This window comes from Pseudarthrobacter oxydans, assembly GCF_013314975.1.
GTDB lineage: Bacteria > Actinomycetota > Actinomycetes > Actinomycetales > Micrococcaceae > Arthrobacter > Arthrobacter oxydans.
Window position 1 is genome coordinate 43,110 of the sequence record NZ_JABTYH010000031.1, and the last position, 19,051, is coordinate 62,160.

General features: G+C 64.2%; 17 protein-coding genes and 1 pseudogene. 13 read left to right on the top strand and 5 right to left on the bottom strand.

Annotated elements, in window-relative coordinates; all coding sequences use genetic code 11:
- Positions 1-5 precede the first annotated feature (5 nt).
- Genes HTS88_RS17460 through HTS88_RS17470 form a run of 3 tightly spaced genes read right to left on the bottom strand, consistent with a single transcriptional unit; the run spans position 6 to position 3,512 of the window.
- Positions 6-1,022, bottom strand: a complete 1,017-nt coding sequence (locus HTS88_RS17460) for a LacI family DNA-binding transcriptional regulator (protein ID WP_343045005.1) — start codon at positions 1,020-1,022, stop codon at positions 6-8.
- 16 nt (positions 1,023-1,038) lie between these two features.
- A complete protein-coding gene (locus HTS88_RS17465; RefSeq protein WP_174180586.1) occupies positions 1,039-2,616 on the bottom strand; it encodes a glycoside hydrolase family 43 protein in 1,578 nt (525 codons plus the stop codon).
- Positions 2,613-3,512 carry a DUF6807 family protein gene (locus tag HTS88_RS17470; RefSeq protein WP_174180588.1) on the bottom strand — a complete coding sequence of 300 codons (900 nt, stop codon included), beginning with the start codon at positions 3,510-3,512 and terminating at the stop codon, positions 2,613-2,615. The genes HTS88_RS17465 and HTS88_RS17470 overlap by 4 nt, the downstream gene beginning before the upstream one ends.
- A 303-nt stretch (positions 3,513-3,815) precedes the next feature.
- Between HTS88_RS17470 and HTS88_RS17475 the strand changes: the two genes are divergently transcribed.
- The 6 genes from HTS88_RS17475 to HTS88_RS17500 all read left to right on the top strand — a co-directional run bounded on the left by HTS88_RS17475 (position 3,816) and on the right by HTS88_RS17500 (position 10,850).
- Positions 3,816-5,126 (top strand): ABC transporter substrate-binding protein, encoded by a 1,311-nt coding sequence (locus tag HTS88_RS17475; RefSeq protein ID WP_174180590.1) that lies wholly within the window; start codon positions 3,816-3,818, stop codon positions 5,124-5,126.
- Between the two features lie 46 nt (positions 5,127-5,172).
- The gene (locus tag HTS88_RS17480; protein WP_174180593.1) at positions 5,173-6,123 is read left to right on the top strand and encodes a carbohydrate ABC transporter permease; all 951 of its coding nucleotides are present in this window, start codon (positions 5,173-5,175) and stop codon (positions 6,121-6,123) included.
- A 9-nt stretch (positions 6,124-6,132) separates the two neighbouring features.
- The gene (locus tag HTS88_RS17485) at positions 6,133-7,032 is read left to right on the top strand and encodes a carbohydrate ABC transporter permease (protein ID WP_174180595.1); all 900 of its coding nucleotides are present in this window, start codon (positions 6,133-6,135) and stop codon (positions 7,030-7,032) included.
- Between the two features lie 110 nt (positions 7,033-7,142).
- On the top strand, positions 7,143-9,161 hold the full coding sequence (locus tag HTS88_RS17490; RefSeq protein WP_174180597.1) for a pectinesterase family protein: 2,019 nt from the start codon (positions 7,143-7,145) through the stop codon (positions 9,159-9,161).
- A gap of 36 nt (positions 9,162-9,197) precedes the next feature.
- A complete protein-coding gene (locus tag HTS88_RS17495; RefSeq protein WP_174180599.1) occupies positions 9,198-10,499 on the top strand; it encodes a pectate lyase family protein in 1,302 nt (433 codons plus the stop codon).
- A gap of 141 nt (positions 10,500-10,640) precedes the next feature.
- Entirely contained in the window at positions 10,641-10,850 is a 210-nt protein-coding gene (locus tag HTS88_RS17500) for a dodecin (RefSeq protein ID WP_066273346.1), read from the top strand.
- A gap of 82 nt (positions 10,851-10,932) precedes the next feature.
- Here HTS88_RS17500 and HTS88_RS17505 read toward each other — a convergent pair whose 3' ends face one another.
- Positions 10,933-11,148, bottom strand: a complete 216-nt coding sequence (locus HTS88_RS17505; protein WP_174180602.1) for a hypothetical protein — start codon at positions 11,146-11,148, stop codon at positions 10,933-10,935.
- A 127-nt stretch (positions 11,149-11,275) separates the two neighbouring features.
- Positions 11,276-12,169 (bottom strand): helix-turn-helix domain-containing protein, encoded by an 894-nt coding sequence (locus HTS88_RS17510; RefSeq protein WP_174180604.1) that lies wholly within the window; start codon positions 12,167-12,169, stop codon positions 11,276-11,278.
- A gap of 198 nt (positions 12,170-12,367) precedes the next feature.
- On the opposite strand from HTS88_RS17510, the gene HTS88_RS17515 reads away from it, so the two are divergent.
- The 7 genes and pseudogenes from HTS88_RS17515 to HTS88_RS17545 form a co-directional block, all read left to right on the top strand.
- The gene (locus HTS88_RS17515; RefSeq protein ID WP_174180606.1) at positions 12,368-13,189 is read left to right on the top strand and encodes an aldo/keto reductase; all 822 of its coding nucleotides are present in this window, start codon (positions 12,368-12,370) and stop codon (positions 13,187-13,189) included.
- A 36-nt stretch (positions 13,190-13,225) separates the two neighbouring features.
- A complete protein-coding gene (locus HTS88_RS17520) occupies positions 13,226-14,197 on the top strand; it encodes an aldo/keto reductase (protein WP_174180608.1) in 972 nt (323 codons plus the stop codon).
- Positions 14,191-15,219: an NAD-dependent epimerase/dehydratase family protein gene (locus HTS88_RS17525; protein ID WP_174180610.1), complete on the top strand. Its 1,029-nt coding sequence runs from the start codon at positions 14,191-14,193 to the stop codon at positions 15,217-15,219. Before HTS88_RS17520 ends, HTS88_RS17525 begins: the two co-directional genes overlap by 7 nt.
- Positions 15,220-15,319: 100 nt before the next feature.
- Positions 15,320-16,153: an aldo/keto reductase gene (locus HTS88_RS17530; protein WP_174180612.1), complete on the top strand. Its 834-nt coding sequence runs from the start codon at positions 15,320-15,322 to the stop codon at positions 16,151-16,153.
- Between the two features lie 131 nt (positions 16,154-16,284).
- Entirely contained in the window at positions 16,285-16,551 is a 267-nt protein-coding gene (locus HTS88_RS17535; RefSeq protein WP_174180614.1) for a GlsB/YeaQ/YmgE family stress response membrane protein, read from the top strand.
- Between the two features lie 111 nt (positions 16,552-16,662).
- A complete protein-coding gene (locus HTS88_RS17540) occupies positions 16,663-17,142 on the top strand; it encodes a YtxH domain-containing protein (protein WP_174180616.1) in 480 nt (159 codons plus the stop codon).
- Positions 17,143-17,662: 520 nt separating this feature from the next.
- Positions 17,663-19,051: pseudogene (locus tag HTS88_RS17545) on the top strand (hypothetical protein); the annotation flags it as partial.

The window sequence follows — 19,051 nt, forward strand, 5'->3', positions numbered from 1 at the left end:
GGGCGTCACCGCGCCGGCGGGGCGGTGGTTCCGCGGACAACCAGTTCCGTGGCAACTTCCAGGGCCGTGGGGACGGCTGCACCCGGCAGGTCCTGCTGCTCCGTGAGCATACCCACTGCCATGGAGGCCAGCTGGGCCAGGGGCTGGCGGACCGTGGTAAGCGGCGGCGACGTCAACGCCGACTGGGCAATGTCGTCAAACCCCACGATGCTGAGATCCTCCGGTACATGCAGCGAGCGCTGCCCTGCCGCGTTCATCACGCCCAGGGCCTGCAGGTCACTGCCCGTGAAGATCGCCGTGGGCGGCTCTGGCAGGTCCAGCAATTCCCCGCCCAGCCGCATGCCGGATTCGATACTGAAATCGCCGTCCTTGACCAGATCGGGCAGGACGGGCAGCCCGGCCTCGTGCAGCGCAGCGGCATAGGCGGCGTACCGGGCACGTCCATGGCCGGGGCTGTGCTTCCGGCCGGTGATGATACCGATCCGGCGGTGGCCCTGGCCCAGCAGGTGGCTGACGGCGGCAAGGGCGCCGGAGAACGACGCCGGGCTCACACTGGGAATCGGCAGCCCTTCGGTTCCTTCCGGGTCGATTGCGACGGCGGGGATTTTCAGGGTCCGTAACGTGGTCACCAGGCGTGAGCCCTTCCGCGGAGCCAGCAGCAGCACTCCGTCCAGCCGGTTCACGGAAGGTTCGCGCAGCTTTCGCCAACGTTCAACGGTGGCATGTTCTGCGCGCGCATAGGCCACGGCATAACCCAGCCGGTCCGCGGCCGCCTCAACTCCTGACATGGTTTCCAGGACCCATGGTGAATCGAAGTTGTTGACCACCAGCTGCAGGAAGCCAGGCTGGCTGGCAGCAGCCGCCCGTTTGGAATAATCAAGCTCTTCGAGCGCCTGCTGGACCTTGGCGCGGGTGGCGTCGGACACGTGGATCCGGCCGTTGAGCACTTTGGACACCGTGGGCACGGATACACCCGCCACGGCCGCAACGTCAGCTATCTTGGGACGCGGAGTGGCGGTCACGGGGCGGTCCTTGGGGTCATGTGGTTGCGGCGGCGAGGAGCGGTTCGGTGGGGCGGCGCGCGGGCGCAACATCCACGCGCACGGGTCCCACGATAACACTGCCTCCTTCCTCCGAACCCAGCGGTGACGTGGCAAAGAGCCCCAGCTCAGCTCCGATCCATTGCCCCTTGACCACCTCGAAGTTCCAGCCCTGCACCTCCCAGGGCTTCCCCGGCCCGGAACGCCACGCAAAGGTGGACCGGGGGGTTCCGTCGGTACGGATCTGCAGTTCTATGCGCGGCCCCGGCAGCGCCATTTTCCGGCCCAGCCGCTGCTCGTGAGGGACATCCCCGCCGGTCCCGTCGCCCAGGACATATCCATCTTCTGTCCTGACGATGCCCAGCCACGCGTACTGCCGGCCTAATACCACCACGCCTGCCCGCGTCCCCACCGGCACATCCTGCAGCTCCACCGACGTGGTGAAGGTTGACGGGGTACCGGGCAGGACCTGTCCCAGCACATTGGGGAGCTCACGAAGGTTGACCGGATCATTGGCCTGAGGTTTGAGGACCAGGTGTCCTCCCCCGCACTGGTACGCCCAGTCATCCCGGGGATTCGCCTGCCAGTGCCACTGCGGTCCCAGCCGGTGCGAGGAGAAGTCGTCACTGGCCGGCAGGACCGCTTGGTCTGTGAAGGTACCCGCCGGGTAGGGGTGGGTGGGCACCGGCGTTCCCGGTCCCCCGCCGTCGGACTGGTGCCCCATCCAGGGCCAGCCGTCCGCGGCCCAGCCCATCGGCTGCAGGTGGACCACCCGGCCATAGGGGCCGCGGTCTTGGAAGTGCAGGAACCAGTCCTCGCCGCGCGGGCTTGTAACCCAGGCGCCCTGGTGCGGACCATTGACCTGGGTGTTCCCCTGGTCCAGGACGCGCCGCTCCTCATATGGCCCGAACGGGGACCTGGACCGGAACACCGACTGCCAGCCTGTAGCCACCCCGCCGGCGGGCGCGAAGATCCAGTACCAGCCCTCCCTTTTGTAGAACTTCGGACCCTCCAGGGTTGTGTAACCCGGAAGGTCCGCTCCGTCGATTACGTGGGTTCCGCGGTCCAGGAGCCTGGTTGCATCCAGGCTCATCCGGTGGACCGTAAGCCGGTTCTTCACTCCGATCCTGCTCTTGGCCCAGCCGTGCACAAGGTAAGCCTGGCCGTCGTCGTCCCACAAAGGGCAGGGGTCGATGAGGCCGCGGCCGGGATACAGGAGGTGGGGAGCGGTCCACGGCCCCTCTGCCTTTTCGGCACTCAGCACAAAGATGCCGTGGTCAGGGTCGGGATAGAAAATCCAGAAACGCCCGTCATGGTGCCGCAGCGAAGGAGCCCACACGCCGCTGCCGTGGCGTACCAGCGAGTAGTGGCTGCGCTGGGGCAGCGCACACAGCGCGTGGCCGGCGTGCTCCCAGTCCACCAGGTTCCGGGAGCGAAGGATAGGCAGTCCGGGGACGCGGTTGAAGCTTGAGGCAATGAGGTAATAGACGCCGTCCACCTGGATAGCGTCAGGGTCCGGCCAGTCGGCATTGAGGATGGGGTTCTGATAGACGGGGGCGGGAAGGCGGGTGGTCATGATGTCCTGTCGGGTGAATTGCGGCTGGCGAAAGGGTGCTGCTGGAGAAGCTCGAGGGCCTGGGCGGGCGTGGTAACTGCACCGTCATGGACGACTGCGTGCAGGGCCAGCCTCAGCGGATTGTTGTGGTCCACCACGGCCGGTTGGGTCCATGAAACTGCCGGGCCTGCGCCAAGGTAGTCTCCGGCCCTGATGAACCAGGGAAGCAGCTGGTCCGGTTCCTGGGCGAGGAGCACAGACACCGGCGCCTCGTCGATCACCATGCTGACCGAGAGCCAGGGTGACCCCGAGCCGTGGGCGGCATCGGCGCCGCGTCCAGCCTCGGAAAGAACCACCGGCCGGCCGGTGACGTCGGGAAAGCGCCAGAATATGCCGCCGTATCCGGCGCCTTTCCTGCCTTTGACTGCCGACGACGACACCTCCAGCCGCTGTATGCCCTCCGCCGGGACTATCACCGAGAACACCGAAAGGGACCAGCAGGCAGGTTCGGGGTGGTGAAGGTATTCGATACGACGCTGCTCCGCCGCGAGTTGCCCGCCGGAGTTGGAGAACCAGGACACACCCCCAAATTCGGCATCCGGCGCTGACTGCCAGCCGTGCGGGCGCTGGACCCCGTGGTTGTCCAGGAGCACAGGCCCATTGGCGGGCGTGTAGGTGGACCCGCCCCAGAAGTTCGTTCCGTTGACGTCGGCGAATGCAATGGACAGGCCCAGGTGGTGAGGATGGTCGGCCGGCAGTGCTTGCGTGGTCACGGTCCCGGCGAGCGACCGGACCGGGTGGAAATAGGGGCGGGGCGCAAGAGCGGCGGACTGCCGCAGATCCGTGTTGTGGACAGCGAGGGGATTCCTCCCGCTGGAAACGCGCCCCCCGGCAGCAGGGGTGGTGTGAGTAGCCAAACAAAACCTCCGGTGATGACGCTTCCGCGACGTGGGGATCAGCTTAGCCAGAACAGAAATAGTTAGGCAATATCTACGGAAACTTTCTTTTAGATAAGCAACTCAGCATGAAAATATGTGTTGACAGTCACAAGCTGCGTTTGCTAGAAATCGTTTACTGAGATTTTCAGTTCTGTGCCCTGCTGCTTCGTTAACGCACCGACGAGCGGCTCCATGAGGGTTTAGCATTCAGAAACTTTCTGTTGAAATTTCAAAAATCCGCCGCACCGGACCGTGGTGCGCAACCACGAGAGGCGTCATTCAATGAAGAAGACAGTCAGTACCCCCATATCCCGCAGGCTGGTTCTGGGCGCAGCCGTCACCGCCGCGGGGCTGGCCCTGAGCGGCTGCGGCGGCGGTGGGTCAGCCCCTGCCGCCGGCGGCGGAAACGTGGAGCTGAACTTCGTCTATTGGGGCGACGCCACCAGGGCCAAGATGACCGACGCGGCAATCAAGATCTTCGAGGAAAAGAACCCTGGCATCACCGTCAAGAGCGAATACCAGGACAGCGGCCCGTACGCCGACAAGCTGGCTACCCGCTTCGCCGGGGGCAATCCTCCGGACGTGCTGAACATGGCAAACCGGAGCCTGCTCGAATATGCGCAGCGCGGCACCCTCGCAGACCTCAGGTCCTTGCAGGAACTGGACCTCGCGGACATCCCGGACACCATCCAAAGTCGGGGTGAGGTGGATGGCAAGCTCTACGGCCTGGCCACGGGCGTGACCACTATCGGCATGGTGGTCAACAAGGCAATTACGGACCAAGCCGGCGTCATCATCCCGGACGACAAGACCTGGAGCTGGGAGGACTACGCCAAGTTCGCCACCGAGGTCACGCAGAAGACCGGGGGCAAGGTATACGGGGCCGGTTACGACGTTGCCACCGAAACCGGTCCCATCCTGTTCGCCAGGCAGCGCGGCGAGGACTTCTACACCAAGGACAACAAGCTCGGAGTCAGCGAGGAGACCATCCGGGAGTGGTTCCAGTACAGCGTCGACCTGCGTGCAGCCGGAGGCTATCCCCCTGCAGGCTTCTTCGAGCAGATCGGCGGCTCAGCCGCCCAGTCCTACCTGGCAAAGGGCACCGTAGCCTCACAGATCATTCCGATCAATAACTACAAGGCCTACAACGAGGCCGCCGGCGGCAACGTGGTCCTGCTCCGGATGCCCGGTGAGACCACAGAAGAGCGGCGCGGCTACTCAGCTGATCCCAGCATGCTCTGGTCCATTGCAGCCAAGTCGAAACATCCCAGGGAAGCTGCAAAACTGCTGAACTTCCTGATCAACGATGCGGACGGAGCCGCGGAAACGCTCACGCAGCGCGGGGTGCCGATTAATCCGGAAGTTGCGGACGCCATCAAGCCAAAACTCGGCAAGGACGACATTGCCTTCGTGGACATGGTGGCCGCCATCCAGGAAGACGACCTGGCCCCTGCGTATGTGTACCCCAAGGGGGCAAGCGTGGTGGCGGACACCCTCAAGCAACTGGCAACGGAAGTCGAGTTTGGCCGCGTCACGCCCGCCGATGCGGCCAGGACCTTCCTCGAGAAGAGCAATGCCGCCATCAACAAGTAGCCGGCCTGCGTCCAGTTACCCCCACACCCAGATAGGAGCCTGACGCATGTCAGTGCTGACCAAGCAAGCCCCCGGCGCGGCTGCCACCCTGGCCGCGCCGGGCGGGAAACCAGGCGGGACCCGCCCCAAGCGCAAAAACCAGCGTTCGGGTTACCTGTTCCTGCTGCCGTGGTTCGTCGGAATGCTGTTCACCATCATCCCGTTCTTCGCCTCCCTCTACCTGGCGTTTACGGACTACAACCTCTTTACCGAACCGAACTTCGTGGGCCTGACGAACTTCCAGGCGTTGTTTGAGGATCCACGCCTCCTGCAGTCCCTGAAGGTCACGTTTATCTACACCTTTGTCTCGGTCCCGATCTCGCTTGCCGTGGCACTGCTGATCGCCATCGTTCTGAACCGCGGCCTTCAGGGCCTGGCAATCTACCGGTCCGTGTACTACCTTCCCTCCCTGCTGGGCGGCAGCGTCGCGATCGTGATGCTGTGGCGCTACATCTTCGGCAACGACGGCATTGTCAACGGCGCCCTGGGACAGTTGGGAATCCAGGGTCCCGCCTGGGTGACGGACCCGGAGTTCGCTTTGAGCACGCTGATCGTCCTCAATGTGTGGACCTTCGGCTCGCCCATGGTGATCTTCCTTGCGGGCCTGCGGCAGGTGCCCACCATGTATTACGAGGCGGCGTCCATCGACGGCGCTTCCCGGTGGCGGCAGTTCCGCAGCATCACCCTGCCGCTGATCAGCCCCATTATCTTCTTCAACCTCATCATGCAGCTGATCGGGTCCTTCCAGACGTTCACCCAGGGCTATGTGATGAGCGGCGGCACCGGCGGGCCTGCTGATTCCACGCTGTTCTACAACCTGTACCTCTACCAGAAGGGCTTCACCGAGTTCGAGATGGGTTATGCCTCCGCCATGGCGTGGCTGCTGCTGATGATCATTGCGATTTTCACCGCCATCAACTTCATCGCATCCAAGTTCTGGGTCTTCTACGACAATTAAGGCACCGCTATGGCTCTCCTCGATCTGCCCCTGAAGAACAAGCAAAAGAAGGAAGCTCCGCCCGCTGAGGACGCCCTAACGGGCACACCGGGCACCCGCTTCTCACGGCACCTGGTCCTCTGCCTGGTGGGCCTGGTGATGCTGTATCCGCTGCTCTGGCTGGTGTCCAGCTCGTTCAAGCCCAGCAACGACATTTTCCGGCAGTTGGGGCTGTGGCCCGAAAACTGGGACTTCAGCAACTATGCCCAGGGCTGGACCGCCCTCAACCAGCCCTTCCACGTGTACCTCATCAACTCCCTGATCGTGGTGGTGTTCTCCATCGTGGGGAACATCTTCTCCTGTGCCCTGGCTGCCTATGCCTTCGCACGGATGGAGTTCACGGGCCGGAAGCTGTTCTTTGCCCTGATGCTGGGAACACTGATGCTCCCCGGCCATGTGCTCTTGGTGCCGCAGTACATCATCTTCTCGCAGCTGGGCTGGCTGGACACCTACCTGCCGCTGATCGTTCCCAACTTCATGGCCACCAACGCGTTCTTCATCTTCCTGATGGTCCAGTTCATGAAGGCGCTGCCCAAGGAGCTGGACGATGCGGCCCAGATCGACGGCTGCGGCCCCTTCCGCACATTCCTGCGGGTCATCATGCCCCTCTGTGTCCCGGCAATGGCCACCACCGCCATCTTCACGTTCATCTCCACCTGGAATGAGTTTTTCGGTCCCCTGCTCTACATCCAGAACCAGGACCTCTACACCGTTCCCCTGGCGCTGCGGGCCTTCATGGATTCAGAAGGCCAAAGCATGTGGGGCCCCATGTTCGCCATGTCCGTCGTGTCCATTGCACCCATCATCGGCTTCTTCATCGCTGGCCAGAAATACCTCATCAACGGCATCGCCACAACAGGGCTGAAATAGCCCAGCCCTCAACAGGGCCCGCACTCTCCGTCACGCATCACCAACTCAACCCAACCCAGAATGCCCGTGCCCGGCTGGAGGCTGCCCGGCACGCAACAAAGGAGTTTTGCATGAGTTTGCGACGTCTACTTGGCGCGGCCACCGCCGTCGTCATGCTGGGAAGCCTGGCGGCAGTCCCGGCCGCAACCGCCGCCCCCACCGGGACCACCGGGCAGGCCGCTGCCGCGCCTGCCTCCTTGGCACCGACAGCGGACAGCACCCCGGAATCGATCTGGAAGCAAACGCCTGACGGCTTCGCATCCCTCCCGGGGTACGGTCTGGCCGGAACCACCGGCGGCCAGGCGGGCAGGATTGTCACCGCGTCCACCCTCGAGGAACTTAGGGACTATGCGGCAGCCACGGAACCGCTCGTGATCTTTATCCGGGGCAGCCTGGCCGCCACGGACTATGTCAAAATCCCCGTCGCCGCCAACAAGAGCTTCATTGGCACGGGAGCGGGTGCCGAGGTGGTGAACGCAGGCTTCAAGCTCATCAACACCTCCAATGTCATTTTCCGGAACTTCACCATCCGGGACTCCTACATTCCTGGCGACTGGGACGGAAAGCGCCCGGATAACGACCGCGACGGCATCCAACTGGATACCACGCACCACGTCTGGGTGGACCACATGAAGATCCAGCGCATGGGCGACGGCCTGATAGACACCCGCAAGGACTCAGACCTCGTTACCTACTCCTGGAATGTCTTTGCGGACAACAACAAGGCCCTGGGCGTGGGCTGGACCTCCAACGCCGTGACCAGAATCACCATCCACCACAACTGGATCCGCAACACCACCCAGCGAAACTTCAGCCTGGACAACACCGCAGCCGCACACGTCTACAACAACTACCTGCAGGACGTGGGGCAGTACGGCATGATGGGCCGCAACGCCGCCAAGGTGGTGCTGGAGGGCAACACCTTCACAGCCGTGCAGGACCCTATTGTCGCCAAAGACCCCGGCACCGAGGTGGTTAGCCGGGACAACATTTTCACCGGCACCCGCGGCCGCAGGGATAACGTGGGCGCCGCGTTTGACCCCGTGCAGAACTACGCCTACCAGAAAGACGAGGCCGCCCGCGTTCCGGACATCGTTGCCGCCGGGGCCGGTCCCAGGGAGAACAGCGCGCCCAACAACGCCACCGGGATCACCGTGGCCCTCGACGGAACGGGCGACTTCGGCAGCCTGCAGGCTGCAATCGGTTCCATCCCCAGCGGCAGCACCATGCCCCGAACCATCACCGTCAAGCCCGGTACCTACCGCGAATCGGTAAACGTCTGGGCGGACCGCCCGAACCTCACCATCCAGGGCGCAACAGCCAACCCGTCCGACGTCGTCATCAGCTATGACCTGCCGGCCAACGGCGTAAAGTTCTACGGCGGAACCTGGGGAGCGGGTGGAAGTGCCACCCTCAACGTCCTGGCCGAGGGAACCACCGTACGGAACCTCACCGTGGAGAACGCTTACGACGAAGCAGCGAACGGCGGCAGCCAGGCTCTCGCCGTCCGGTCCGTGGGAGACAGGGTGACCTTCGACGGCACCCGCTTCCTGGGCAACCAGGACACGTACCTGGCGGACACCACCGGCCGCGACGCCACCGCCCGTACCTACCTCAAGAACTGCTACATCGAAGGCGACGTGGACTTCCTCTACGGCCGCGGCACCGCCGTCTTCGACGGCTGCGCCATCCACTCCCTCGACCGCGGCAGTGCAACCAACAACGGCTACGTCGTGGCTCCAAGCACCAAGAACTCCAACCCCTACGGTTTCCTGATCGTCAACAGCACGCTGACCTCCGACGCCGCTCCCGGCACGGTCAGCCTTGGCCGCCCCTGGTTCGCCAGCAGCGACCCGGACGCACACCCCATGGCCGTCATCCGCGATTCGGTCCTGGACGACCACATCGCTGTCCAGGGCTGGGCGGACATGAGCGGCCGTGCATGGACCGAAGGCCGGTTTGCCGAGTACCGGAACAGCGGACCCGGCGCCTATACCAACGAGTTCCACCCCCAGCTCACGCCGGACGAGGCGGCGAAGTTCACCAAGGAAACCTTCCTCGGTGACTGGACCCCCGCGGGGCGTGGTTGAGATGGGCGGCAAACAACACTCCAAGGAGAAACTGGAATGATTTCCACACCCCTGGCTGTCGTGATGGCCACTGGTCTTGCCCTGACGGCGTCAGTTCCCGCACCAACGCAGCATGATCCTAAAGCGGTCCCGGTATCCACTGACCTGGGGAGGCAGGTTCTTGCCGCAGGTGACGGATGGGCGTCTGCTAACGGCGGAACAACCGGCGGTGCCACTGCAGCGCCGGAAGACGTGCACGAGGTTGCAACGAGGGATGAATTCGCCGCTGCAGTGGCCGGAAACGATCCCAAGATTGTGTACGTAAAAAAGCACATCGACGCAAATACCGCTCCAGACGGGACCCCGATCGCCTGCGAAGACTACGCGGAGGACGGCTACTCCCTGGACGCATACCTGGCAGCATTCGACCCTGCACACTGGGCGGGGCAGGCATCCGGCCCACTCGAGGATGCGCGCAAGGCGTCCAGCGCAAACCAGCGGGAGCAAATCCGGATCAACGTCGGCGCCAACACCACCATCGTTGGCGTGGGCGACGTCCAGCTCACGGGCTTTACGTTGAACATTGATCGTGTGGACAACGTGATTGTCCGTAATCTCCGCATCTCCGACGCCTACGACTGCTTCCCAGGTTGGAACGGGGACACCTGGAAAACAGAGTGGGACAACGTGGTGGTATCGGGATCCACCCACGTATGGCTGGACCACCTGTCGCTGGATGACGGCGGGACAGTCGACGCCGAACAGCCCGACCATTTCGGTGAGCCTTTCCTGCGGCATGACGGCCTCCTGGACGTGGTCCGCCAGTCAGACCTGGTGACGATCTCGTGGAGCAGGATGCTGGGGCATGACAAATCCCTGCTGTGGGGCAATGGCGACGGTGCCACGGCGGATCGTGGCCGGCTTCGCGTCACCCTCCACCACAATGACTTGGTGGATCTTGAGCAGCGAGCTCCCCGTGTCCGGTTTGGGCAGGCGCACGTTTATAACAACGTGTACAGGGTCAGCAACCCTGACCATTACCAATACTCGTGGGGCGTCGGTGTGGAGTCCAGCATCATCGCGAGGAACAACACCTTTGAGCTGGCGCCGGGCATTTCTCCCGCGCAGATAGTCCAAAACTTTGGTGGCACCGGAATCGATGAAGAGGGCACCTGGGTCAACGGGCGGCGGGTCAATGTCCTGGACGCCTACAATTCAGCTAATCCGGGCGCATCCCTGGCTCCGGGAGTATCGGGCCTGCCCGGCCCCCATCTGCCCATTGAACCTGCGCCGGCCGCACAGAAACGGGTCGAACGGGATGCAGGCGCAGGCACGCTGAACATTTCCATCGTGCGTTGAGGCGTTGCCCAGCTGATGAACGGCCCAACGGCACATCCGTATAGGCCGGGCGGATAAAGTCTGGCCAATGCTCCGGGAGTCCTACTACTCTTCAAGAACGGCCCGCAACCGGGAGCCCCAAGGCGATCACTAGGAGCGAAGTTGTCCAACCACACGTACAGCATTTCTGAAATTGTCGGCACGTCGGACCAGGGTGTGGACGAGGCCGTCCGCAATGGCATCGCGAAGGCCTCACAGACCCTCCGCAACCTGGACTGGTTCGAGGTGAAGGAAATCCGGGGCCACCTTGAAGAGGGCAAGATCGCTGACTGGCAGGTCACCATGAAGATCGGCTTCCGCCTCGAAGAATAACGGCCCGAACCCAAACTGGCCCGCACCTAACGTCGAAAAACCCCGATTCGGGGACGTCGGGTGCGGGCCAGTTTGGGTTCAACTAGTTCGCCGAGACGGTACCGGCTGAGCGCCGGCGCCAGACTGTTGGAACGCCGTCGAACGCTGGGAACACGTGGCCTTCGAAGAAGGACAGGACGGTGTGCGGATCATGGTCCGGACTCCAGAGACCGGACGCCGGGCAGTGCGAGCCTGTGGCCGTGGAAGGGGCGCCGGCCGTGGCGCTCCTGCGTTCCTTGAGCAGTGCGATGCGTTTCATCGTTGAGACCATCCTTAGGTGGAGAAAGCGTGTAGCTCCAGCCTAGGAAGCGCGCAGTTCTTCCCCAATGGGCTCGTGGCCAGAATCACCCGCTTCAACTGGCCAAAAGCACAATGTTCCCGGGTCTCTACTCCCGGTTCTCGGCAACCGCCGGAGCGGCGTCGCGGACTGCTGCCTCCGGTCCAGCGGCCCCCAGGCTCCCCAGCAACGCAAGGGCATCGGCCGACGGCGAGCCCGCCTTGGCGGAATACACCCGGAGCGTCTGGTCGGGATCGTCCGGGAGGACCAGGTTCTCAAAGTTCAGTTCCAGGTCCCCGACGGCGGTATGATGCAGCCGAACGCTCCCCGCCGACCTCGTGGCCACCCGGTGTCCTGCCCACCACTGCCGGAAGTGCTCGCTGTGTACCGCCAGTTCGCCCACCAGCTGGTTGGCCTGGGCGTCGTTGGGATGCCGGCCGACGTCCACCCGCAAGGCGCCTGCCGCCTCTGCCGCAACAGTTTTCCAGTCCCGGAAAAGCTCCCGGGCCCCGGGATCAAGAATGAGCCAGCGGGTCAGGTTCCGTTCCGCCGCTGGAAGAGCGGGAAAGTCCGTGAACAGCAGGAAGGCCATCCGGTTTCCGGCAAGGACATCACTGCGCCGCCCGAGCACCATGGCCGGCACGTCCCCCACCGCTTCCAGGAGCTGGCGGAGCGCGGGGCGGACACCCTGGGCGGCCGCGACGCTGGACCGGGCGGACCCGGCGCAGTTCTCCAGCAGGTCCAGCATGTGCGCGTGCTCGCCGGTATCCAGCCTGAGGGCGCGCGACACTGCATCCAGGACAGTGCGTGAAGGGTGGATGTTCCGCCCCTGCTCAAGGCGGACGTAGTAGTCCGTGCTGACTCCGGCCAGGCGGGCGACTTCCTCGCGGCGCAAGCCGGGAACCCTGCGGGCGCCGGATGCCGGCCCCGCACCAGCATCCTCGGGGCTCAGGCGGGACCGCATGGCTTTGAGGAATTTTCCGAACTCGGCGCTTTGACCCATGCAGACCATTGTGCCCGGCACGGTGGTTCTGTTCTACAACGAAGGTAGGACTGGCAGTCCTAGGAAAAACAGAATCAGGCAGTCCTGCTGACTTACCGGCCAAAAGTGCATAGGCTCAGGAGGGAGCCAGCGGAAACCGCTTTCTTCCTGTCGAGTCCGCGGCACCCCTCTACCGCACCAGCGCATCAAGGAGCCCCCATGTCAGAGCTGACACTGAACAACGACGTCACTATCCCCCAGCTTGGCCTCGGCGTTTTCCAGGTCCCGCCCGAAGACACGCAGCGGATTGTGGAGGACGCCTTCGAGGCCGGCTACCGCCACATCGACACCGCCGCCGGGTACCGCAACGAGGCCGGAGTGGGCGCGGCGATTGCAGCCACGGGGATTCCGCGCGAGGACATCTTCGTCACCACCAAGCTCCGGAACGGCGAACAGGGCCGGGCGCAGGAAGCCTTCCAGAACAGCCGCAAAGCACTGGGGCTGGACTTCGTTGACCTCTACCTGATCCATTGGCCGGTCCCCTCCCAAGGGCTCTACGTCCAGGCCTGGAAAGAGATGGAGTGGCTGTACGAGAACAAGCAGATCCGCGCCATCGGCGTCTCCAACTTCCTGGCCGAACACCTGGACAACCTGCTGGAGTCCGCGGAGATCGTCCCCGCCGTCAACCAGATCGAGCTCCATCCCAGCTACCAGCAGGCGGCCCTTGCAGCCAAGTGCCGCGACCTGGGCATCGGCGTCGAGGCCTACAGCCCTCTCGGCCAGGGCGGCGACCTCAACGGAAACGCCGTCACGTCCATCGCCGACGCCCACAACGCCACCACGGCCCAGGTGGTGCTCGCCTGGCACCTGGCAACAGGCAACATCGTGATCCCCAAGTCCGTGGACCCGGGACGCATGCGGGAGAACTTCGCCGCATGCCCCCTGAAGCTCACGGAGGACGAACTTTCCGCCATCACCGCCCTGGAGTCCGGCGCCCGGATCGGGTCAGACCCCGCCGTCGCCTCCTTCACCCAGCTGTAGACCAGCGCCCCGGACCCGTCCCCGAAAGGACAACCCATGCAGTACACCCATCTTGGCCGCTCCGGCCTCACAGTCTCCCGCCTCTGCCTCGGCACCATGAACTTCGGCCCGCAGACGGAAGAAGCGGATGCCCACTCCATCATGGATTCGGCACATGAACAGGGCATCAACTTCTTCGACACCGCCAACGTCTACGGTGGCGCCGGCCACCGCGGCTGGACGGAAGAGATCATTGGCCGCTGGTTCGCGAAGGGCGGCGAGCGCCGGGAACACACGGTGCTGGCCACCAAGCTGTACGGCACCATGACGGACCGCCCCAACGAATCCAAGCTCTCCGCCCTGAACATCCGCCGGGCCCTGGACGCCAGCCTGAAGCGCCTGCAGACCGACTACATCGACGTCTACCAGTTCCACCACATCGACCGAGACACCCCGTGGGACGAAATCTGGCAGGCCATCGAGGTCGCCGTCCAGCAGGGCAAGATCCTGTACTCCGGCAGCAGCAACTTCGCCGGCTGGCACATCGCCCAGGCGCAGGAGGCGGCCCGCCGCCGTAACTACACCGGCCTGGTCAGCGAGCAGTCCATCTACAACCTCTTCATGCGCCAGGTGGAGCTGGAGGTCATTCCGGCCGCACAGCAGTACGGGCTGGGCCTCATCCCCTGGTCCCCTCTGCAGGGCGGGCTCCTGGGCGGGGTACTGAAGAAGGAGCGCGACGGCGTCCGGCGCACCGAGGGCCGTGCGGCGGAGACCCTCAAGAAGCACCAGGACCAGATCCGCCAGTACGAGGACTTCGCGGATGAGCTCGGCCACGAGCCCGGCGACGTTGCCCTTGCCTGGCTCCTGCACCAGCCTGCCGTCACGGCCCCCATCGTGGGACCGCGGACCCAGGAACAGCTCGACGCTGCCGTGCGCGCCCTCGACGTCACCCTTGACGCCGACGCCCTCAAGCGGCTGGATGACATCTTCCCGGGGCACCGCACGGCGCCGGAAGACTACGCGTGGTGAACCCACTCACCCCTGACGCCGACACTGTGGCGCCGAGAAACATCCTTTTCATCGGCGGCACCGGAGTCATCAGCGCGGCGGCGGCAGAACGGGCCGTCGCACTGGGACACCGGCTCACCATCCTCAACCGGGGCCGGTCCACAAGGCCGGTCCCGGATGGGGCGGAAATTCTCACGGCCGATGTCCGGGACGCGTCCGCGGTCCGTGCGGTGCTCGCCGGGCGCGAGTTCGACGCCGTCGCTGACTTTATTACCTTTACGGCAGACCAGGCGCAGGCCAGCCTGGATCTATTCTCCGGCCGCACCGGGCAGTACGTGTTCATCAGCTCCGCGTCCGCCTACCAGAAGCCGCCCACCAGGCTGCCGATTCTTGAGTCCACGCCGCTGAAGAATCCGTTCTGGCAATACTCCCGGGACAAGATTGCCTGCGAGGAACTGTTCTACAAGGCATATCGCGAGCAGGACTTCCCGCTGACCGTGGTCCGCCCTTCGCACACCTATGACCGCACCAAGATCGCCATGGTGGGCGGCTGGACTGATATCCACCGGATGCGCTCGGGGCTGCCGGTCATGGTGCACGGCGACGGGACATCCCTGTGGACCATGACCCACAGCCAGGACTTTGCCAAAGCCTTCGTGGGGCTGCTGGGCCGGCCGCAGGCGGTGGGCGAAAGCTACACCATCACCTCGGATGAGTACCTGCCGTGGAACCAGATCTACCAGCTGTTCGCGCGGGCCGCGGGCGTTCCGGAGCCGGAGCTGGTCCATGTGTCTTCGGAAACCATCGCCGCCCACAGCGCCGAACTCGGCGCTAACCTCCTGGGCGACCGCTCACACTCCGTGGTCTTCGACAACACCAAGATCAAGTCCTTGGTACCCGGCTACCACGCCACCATCCCGTTCGCCGACGGCGCCCGCCAAATCGTTCAATGGTTTGACGCGAACCCCCGGCTGCAGACCGTGGACCAGGACTACATGGCACTCAGCGACCGGCTCATCGCGTGGGTGCGCAGTGGCGCCTGAGGCCGTACCGTCCTGCAGGCGTGTCCCTCCAGTACAACGCCGACAATATTCTTAGGGCGTCCAGGGGCTGGGACGGGCGAATCCGGGAGAGACTGTTCCAATGACACGTGCACCGCTGATCACACTCAATGATGGCCACTCCATCCCGCAGGTGGGTCTTGGCACCTGGCCGCTGGATGATGACCAGGCGGCCACCGCCGTCGTACAAGCCCTTGAAGCCGGATACCGGCACATCGACACGGCCGTGAAGTATGGCAATGAGCAGGGCGTGGGCAACGGCATCCGGGCCAGCGGCGTTGACCGTGATGAGCTCTTCATCACTACCAAGCTGGACGGCCAGTTCCAGGGCAACGACAGGGCGGTGGAAGGACTGGAGGGATCGCTAAAGCGGCTGGGGCTGGAGTATGTGGACCTGCTGCTGATCCACTGGCCCCTGCCGGCGCGGGACGAGTACATCTCCACCTGGAGGACCTTTGAACGCCTCCAATCGGAGGGGAAAGTGCGCTCCATCGGGGTCTCCAACTTCAAGCCCTCCCACCTGGAGCGGCTGATGGCTGAAACGGACATTGTTCCCGCCCTCAACCAGATCCAACTGTCCCCGGCAATAACGCGCGCTGCCGAGCGGGAATTCCATGAAAAGCACGGCATCGTCACGGAGTCCTACAGCCCGTTGGGCGGCTCCGGGGCGGGCCTGCTCGGCGCGCCCATCCTCTCCCAGCTCGGCGAAAAGCACGGTAAAACGCCCGGCCAACTGGTCCTTCGGTGGCACGTTCAGCACGGAATTGTAACGATTCCGAAAACAGCCAATCCGGAGCGTATGAGGGAAAACCTGGATATCTTCGATTTCGCCCTGGATCCGCAGGATCTAGCGGAATTGGCTATCCTCGACGAAGGGCCCGGCGCGGGCAACGATTCCGACGTTACGGGGCACTAAACGGCCCTGAAATGGGCTTTTCTTCAATCCGGGGTTGGCAAATAGATAGTAAGCATGATTACTATTGAGGCAGAAGGATGAAGTGCCCCCGGGATCCGGAGGCCTCCTTTACTTAGGAAGAGGAACAAAAAATGGGATTCATTGCATTTCTAATTCTCGGCCTTATTGCTGGCGCGATCGCTAAGGCGATCCTCCCGGGCCGTCAGGGCGGCGGCTGGATCATCACCCTGGTCCTGGGCGTCGTTGGAGCACTCCTCGGCGGCTGGATCGGCGGAATGATCTTCGGCAGCGGACTGCAGGAGTTCTTCTCGCTGCAGACCTGGCTGCTGGCCATCGGCGGCGCACTTATCGTGCTGCTGGTATACGGCATGATCACCAAGCGTGGCGCACGCAGCTAACTGCCGCGCCAGCCAGGAAAGCCGGCCTGGGGACAACATCCCCAGGCCGGCTTTTCCATCTCCCGGCCTCTCTGGCCGGAACTGAATCTTTTCAGGGAGCAGGATTTCATTATGAAAAACAAACTTCTTTTGGGCGTAGGAATCGCCGCCGGATATGTGCTTGGATCGCGGTCGGGCCGGGCAGCGTACGACAAGCTCAAGGCCAGGGCCGCCGGCATCTGGGACAGTAAGCCCGTGCAGGACAAGGTTGCCGTGGCGACGGAGACCATCAAGGAAAAAGCTCCCGAAGTTGCGGACCAGTTGAGTGAGGCCGCCCGCCGGGCAGGCACGGTCATCGGCTCGGCAATGCATCGCGAGGGCGCCTCGGGTGAGAAGAAGTCGCCAACGTCCGACGACGCCGCGACGACCGGCGCTAACGGCACCAGCGCTGCCGGTACTTCGGGCGGCTTCGGCACTGCTGGAACTACGGGCATTCGTAGTGCCGGCACCCCGGGCGGCGACGACCTTGGCGAAGGCCACATCCCCGCGCACAGTACGCACCCGGAAACCCACAACCTCGGCACCTCGGACGAAACTGATTCGAAGTCCTGACAGGCGGCTCTGACGGCATACGGCAGAGCGGTTTCCGCTTGACAACGCAATTACCGCTTGCCTGTGCTACAACTGAATGGCTTTGCTGGCCGTCGCGATCCTTGGGGGACGCGGCGGCCAGCGGCGTCTTAACCACTGGAGCGGGTTTCCACCCCAGCAGCGAATTGCCAAACGGCTCCGCGGCTATGTGGATATCCTGCCCATACTGGTATCGGTTTCCCGGGTTATCCACACAGCCGCTTTAGCCGACCCTTTTGCCAGTGGCCTTTGGCAGAGTTATCCCATGAAGGTGATGGCGAACCAGCTTGCGGAGTCCGGCGGTTTTACCCCCGGACTCCGCAATGCATGTTTCCTCCTTCCACCTCCGCCAGGCACCCGGCCTGTGATCCCAGGCCACCTCACTGCAGTAGCTGTCGAATGTACTCCGGCCCCTGCTGACGGGCCCGGTTCGCCCCCCGCACCTGCTACTGACGGCGCCTCCGGACGTGTTGAAGAAGCAGCTGGACAGCCGCAGGCCGGGTTGTCAGGGATCGGAGACCTGCTTAATGCTGCGGCGCTTACTGCCCCGGATACCCTTGCGGCGGCCGGCTACGTCCAGGCCGCCGACTTCGCCGGCCAGGTTGAGGAACTCGCCCGGAGTATTGAATGCCTGCAGCTACTCGCTGCCGGCGCTGTTGACCGGACCCGAAGCGAAGCAGTCATCGCAGCGGCAGCCGCCCGGTCCACGCGGTCCCGGGGCTGGGTCACCGGGTGGGAAAGCGGCGTCGAAACACTCAACGAGACAGACGCCGACTGGCCGGGCAAAACCACAACGCGCGGCACGGACCACAGCTACCTGAGACCCAGCGACCCGATGCCCACTGAACCGGCACCCAGCGCAGCCACTGCTGCCGGTGGCGTGGTCACTCCCGTGGCGGGAACAGGGATGTGGGGCGCAGTGCCGGTTGTGACTTCGCCGGCCGACGACGGGTGCAGGAACACCGCGGAGTTCCTCCGTCTGAGGCTCCGAATCCCCCTGCGCGAGGCCCGCCGCCGCCTCGCACTCGCTGACCAGGCCCTGCCCGGGACCAGCCTCACGGGCGAGCCCCTCCCGCCGGCCCGGCCACATCTCGCAAGCGCCCTTGCCCCTGCACCCAACCCAACCACGGCCGGGTCAGCCGATGGAGCCACGACTTTCGAAGAAACAGCTGCGGACACGGGCGAAGAGACGGATGAGGGTACGGAGCGGGTCTCACCGGACCGGGCTTCTGCGCCAGTGGTGTCCTCTTACGCCGGGACAATCATCACCGCTGCGCTGGACCGCATCCGGCACCACACCACTCCGGATGTACTGGACCGGATTGAACACGACCTCACCGACGCCGCGGCCACCGCCGACCCAGACTTCGTGGCCCGCCTGGCGCAGCGCTGGGCCGAGACCATCGACGCCGACGGCACCGAACCCAGCGAAGAAGCCCTCCGCCACACCCAGGGAGCGTTCATCCGCAAACCCTGCCATGGCCTGCACCGACTCGAGATCTTCGCCACCACAGACCAGTACGAACACCTCCTCACTGCCATGAACGCCGCCACGAACCCCCGCACCACCGTCTCCACCGAGACCGGGACAGAGGCAGAGGCAGGAGCAGGGTCAGGGTCAGGGACAGGAGCAGGCACCGAAACTGATGCAAGCAGCGGGACACGCACCGAGCCCCAAACCGACACAGGCAGCGGCGCCGCAATGAACAGAGTCCTGGCCGCCGCAAGCGTAGACGGCAGTGCGACCGTGCAGGACACTGTCTGGAACGACGCGCCCCAGGATGCGAGTCCGGACCTGGAACGTCGCACCCGTCCCCAAAAGCAACTCGACGGCATCATCGGCGCCGTCAAAGCAGGACTCACCACCAACTCCCTGCCTGCCGCCGGCGGC

What these genes read in the sequence shown, in the direction of transcription:
- HTS88_RS17480 (WP_174180593.1), top strand. Translation starts at nt 5,173, where the DNA reads ATGTCAGTGCTGACCAAGCAAGCCCCCGGCGCGGCTGCCACCCTGGCC.
- HTS88_RS17515 (WP_174180606.1), top strand. Translation starts at nt 12,368, where the DNA reads ATGTCAGAGCTGACACTGAACAACGACGTCACTATCCCCCAGCTTGGC.
- HTS88_RS17540 (WP_174180616.1), top strand. Translation starts at nt 16,663, where the DNA reads ATGAAAAACAAACTTCTTTTGGGCGTAGGAATCGCCGCCGGATATGTG.
- HTS88_RS17485 (WP_174180595.1), top strand. Translation starts at nt 6,133, where the DNA reads ATGGCTCTCCTCGATCTGCCCCTGAAGAACAAGCAAAAGAAGGAAGCT.
- HTS88_RS17520 (WP_174180608.1), top strand. Translation starts at nt 13,226, where the DNA reads ATGCAGTACACCCATCTTGGCCGCTCCGGCCTCACAGTCTCCCGCCTC.
- HTS88_RS17505 (WP_174180602.1), bottom strand. Translation starts at nt 11,148, where the DNA reads ATGAAACGCATCGCACTGCTCAAGGAACGCAGGAGCGCCACGGCCGGC.
- HTS88_RS17475 (WP_174180590.1), top strand. Translation starts at nt 3,816, where the DNA reads ATGAAGAAGACAGTCAGTACCCCCATATCCCGCAGGCTGGTTCTGGGC.
- HTS88_RS17510 (WP_174180604.1), bottom strand. Translation starts at nt 12,169, where the DNA reads ATGGGTCAAAGCGCCGAGTTCGGAAAATTCCTCAAAGCCATGCGGTCC.
- HTS88_RS17490 (WP_174180597.1), top strand. Translation starts at nt 7,143, where the DNA reads ATGAGTTTGCGACGTCTACTTGGCGCGGCCACCGCCGTCGTCATGCTG.
- HTS88_RS17465 (WP_174180586.1), bottom strand. Translation starts at nt 2,616, where the DNA reads ATGACCACCCGCCTTCCCGCCCCCGTCTATCAGAACCCCATCCTCAAT.
- HTS88_RS17530 (WP_174180612.1), top strand. Translation starts at nt 15,320, where the DNA reads ATGACACGTGCACCGCTGATCACACTCAATGATGGCCACTCCATCCCG.
- HTS88_RS17535 (WP_174180614.1), top strand. Translation starts at nt 16,285, where the DNA reads ATGGGATTCATTGCATTTCTAATTCTCGGCCTTATTGCTGGCGCGATC.
- HTS88_RS17495 (WP_174180599.1), top strand. Translation starts at nt 9,198, where the DNA reads ATGATTTCCACACCCCTGGCTGTCGTGATGGCCACTGGTCTTGCCCTG.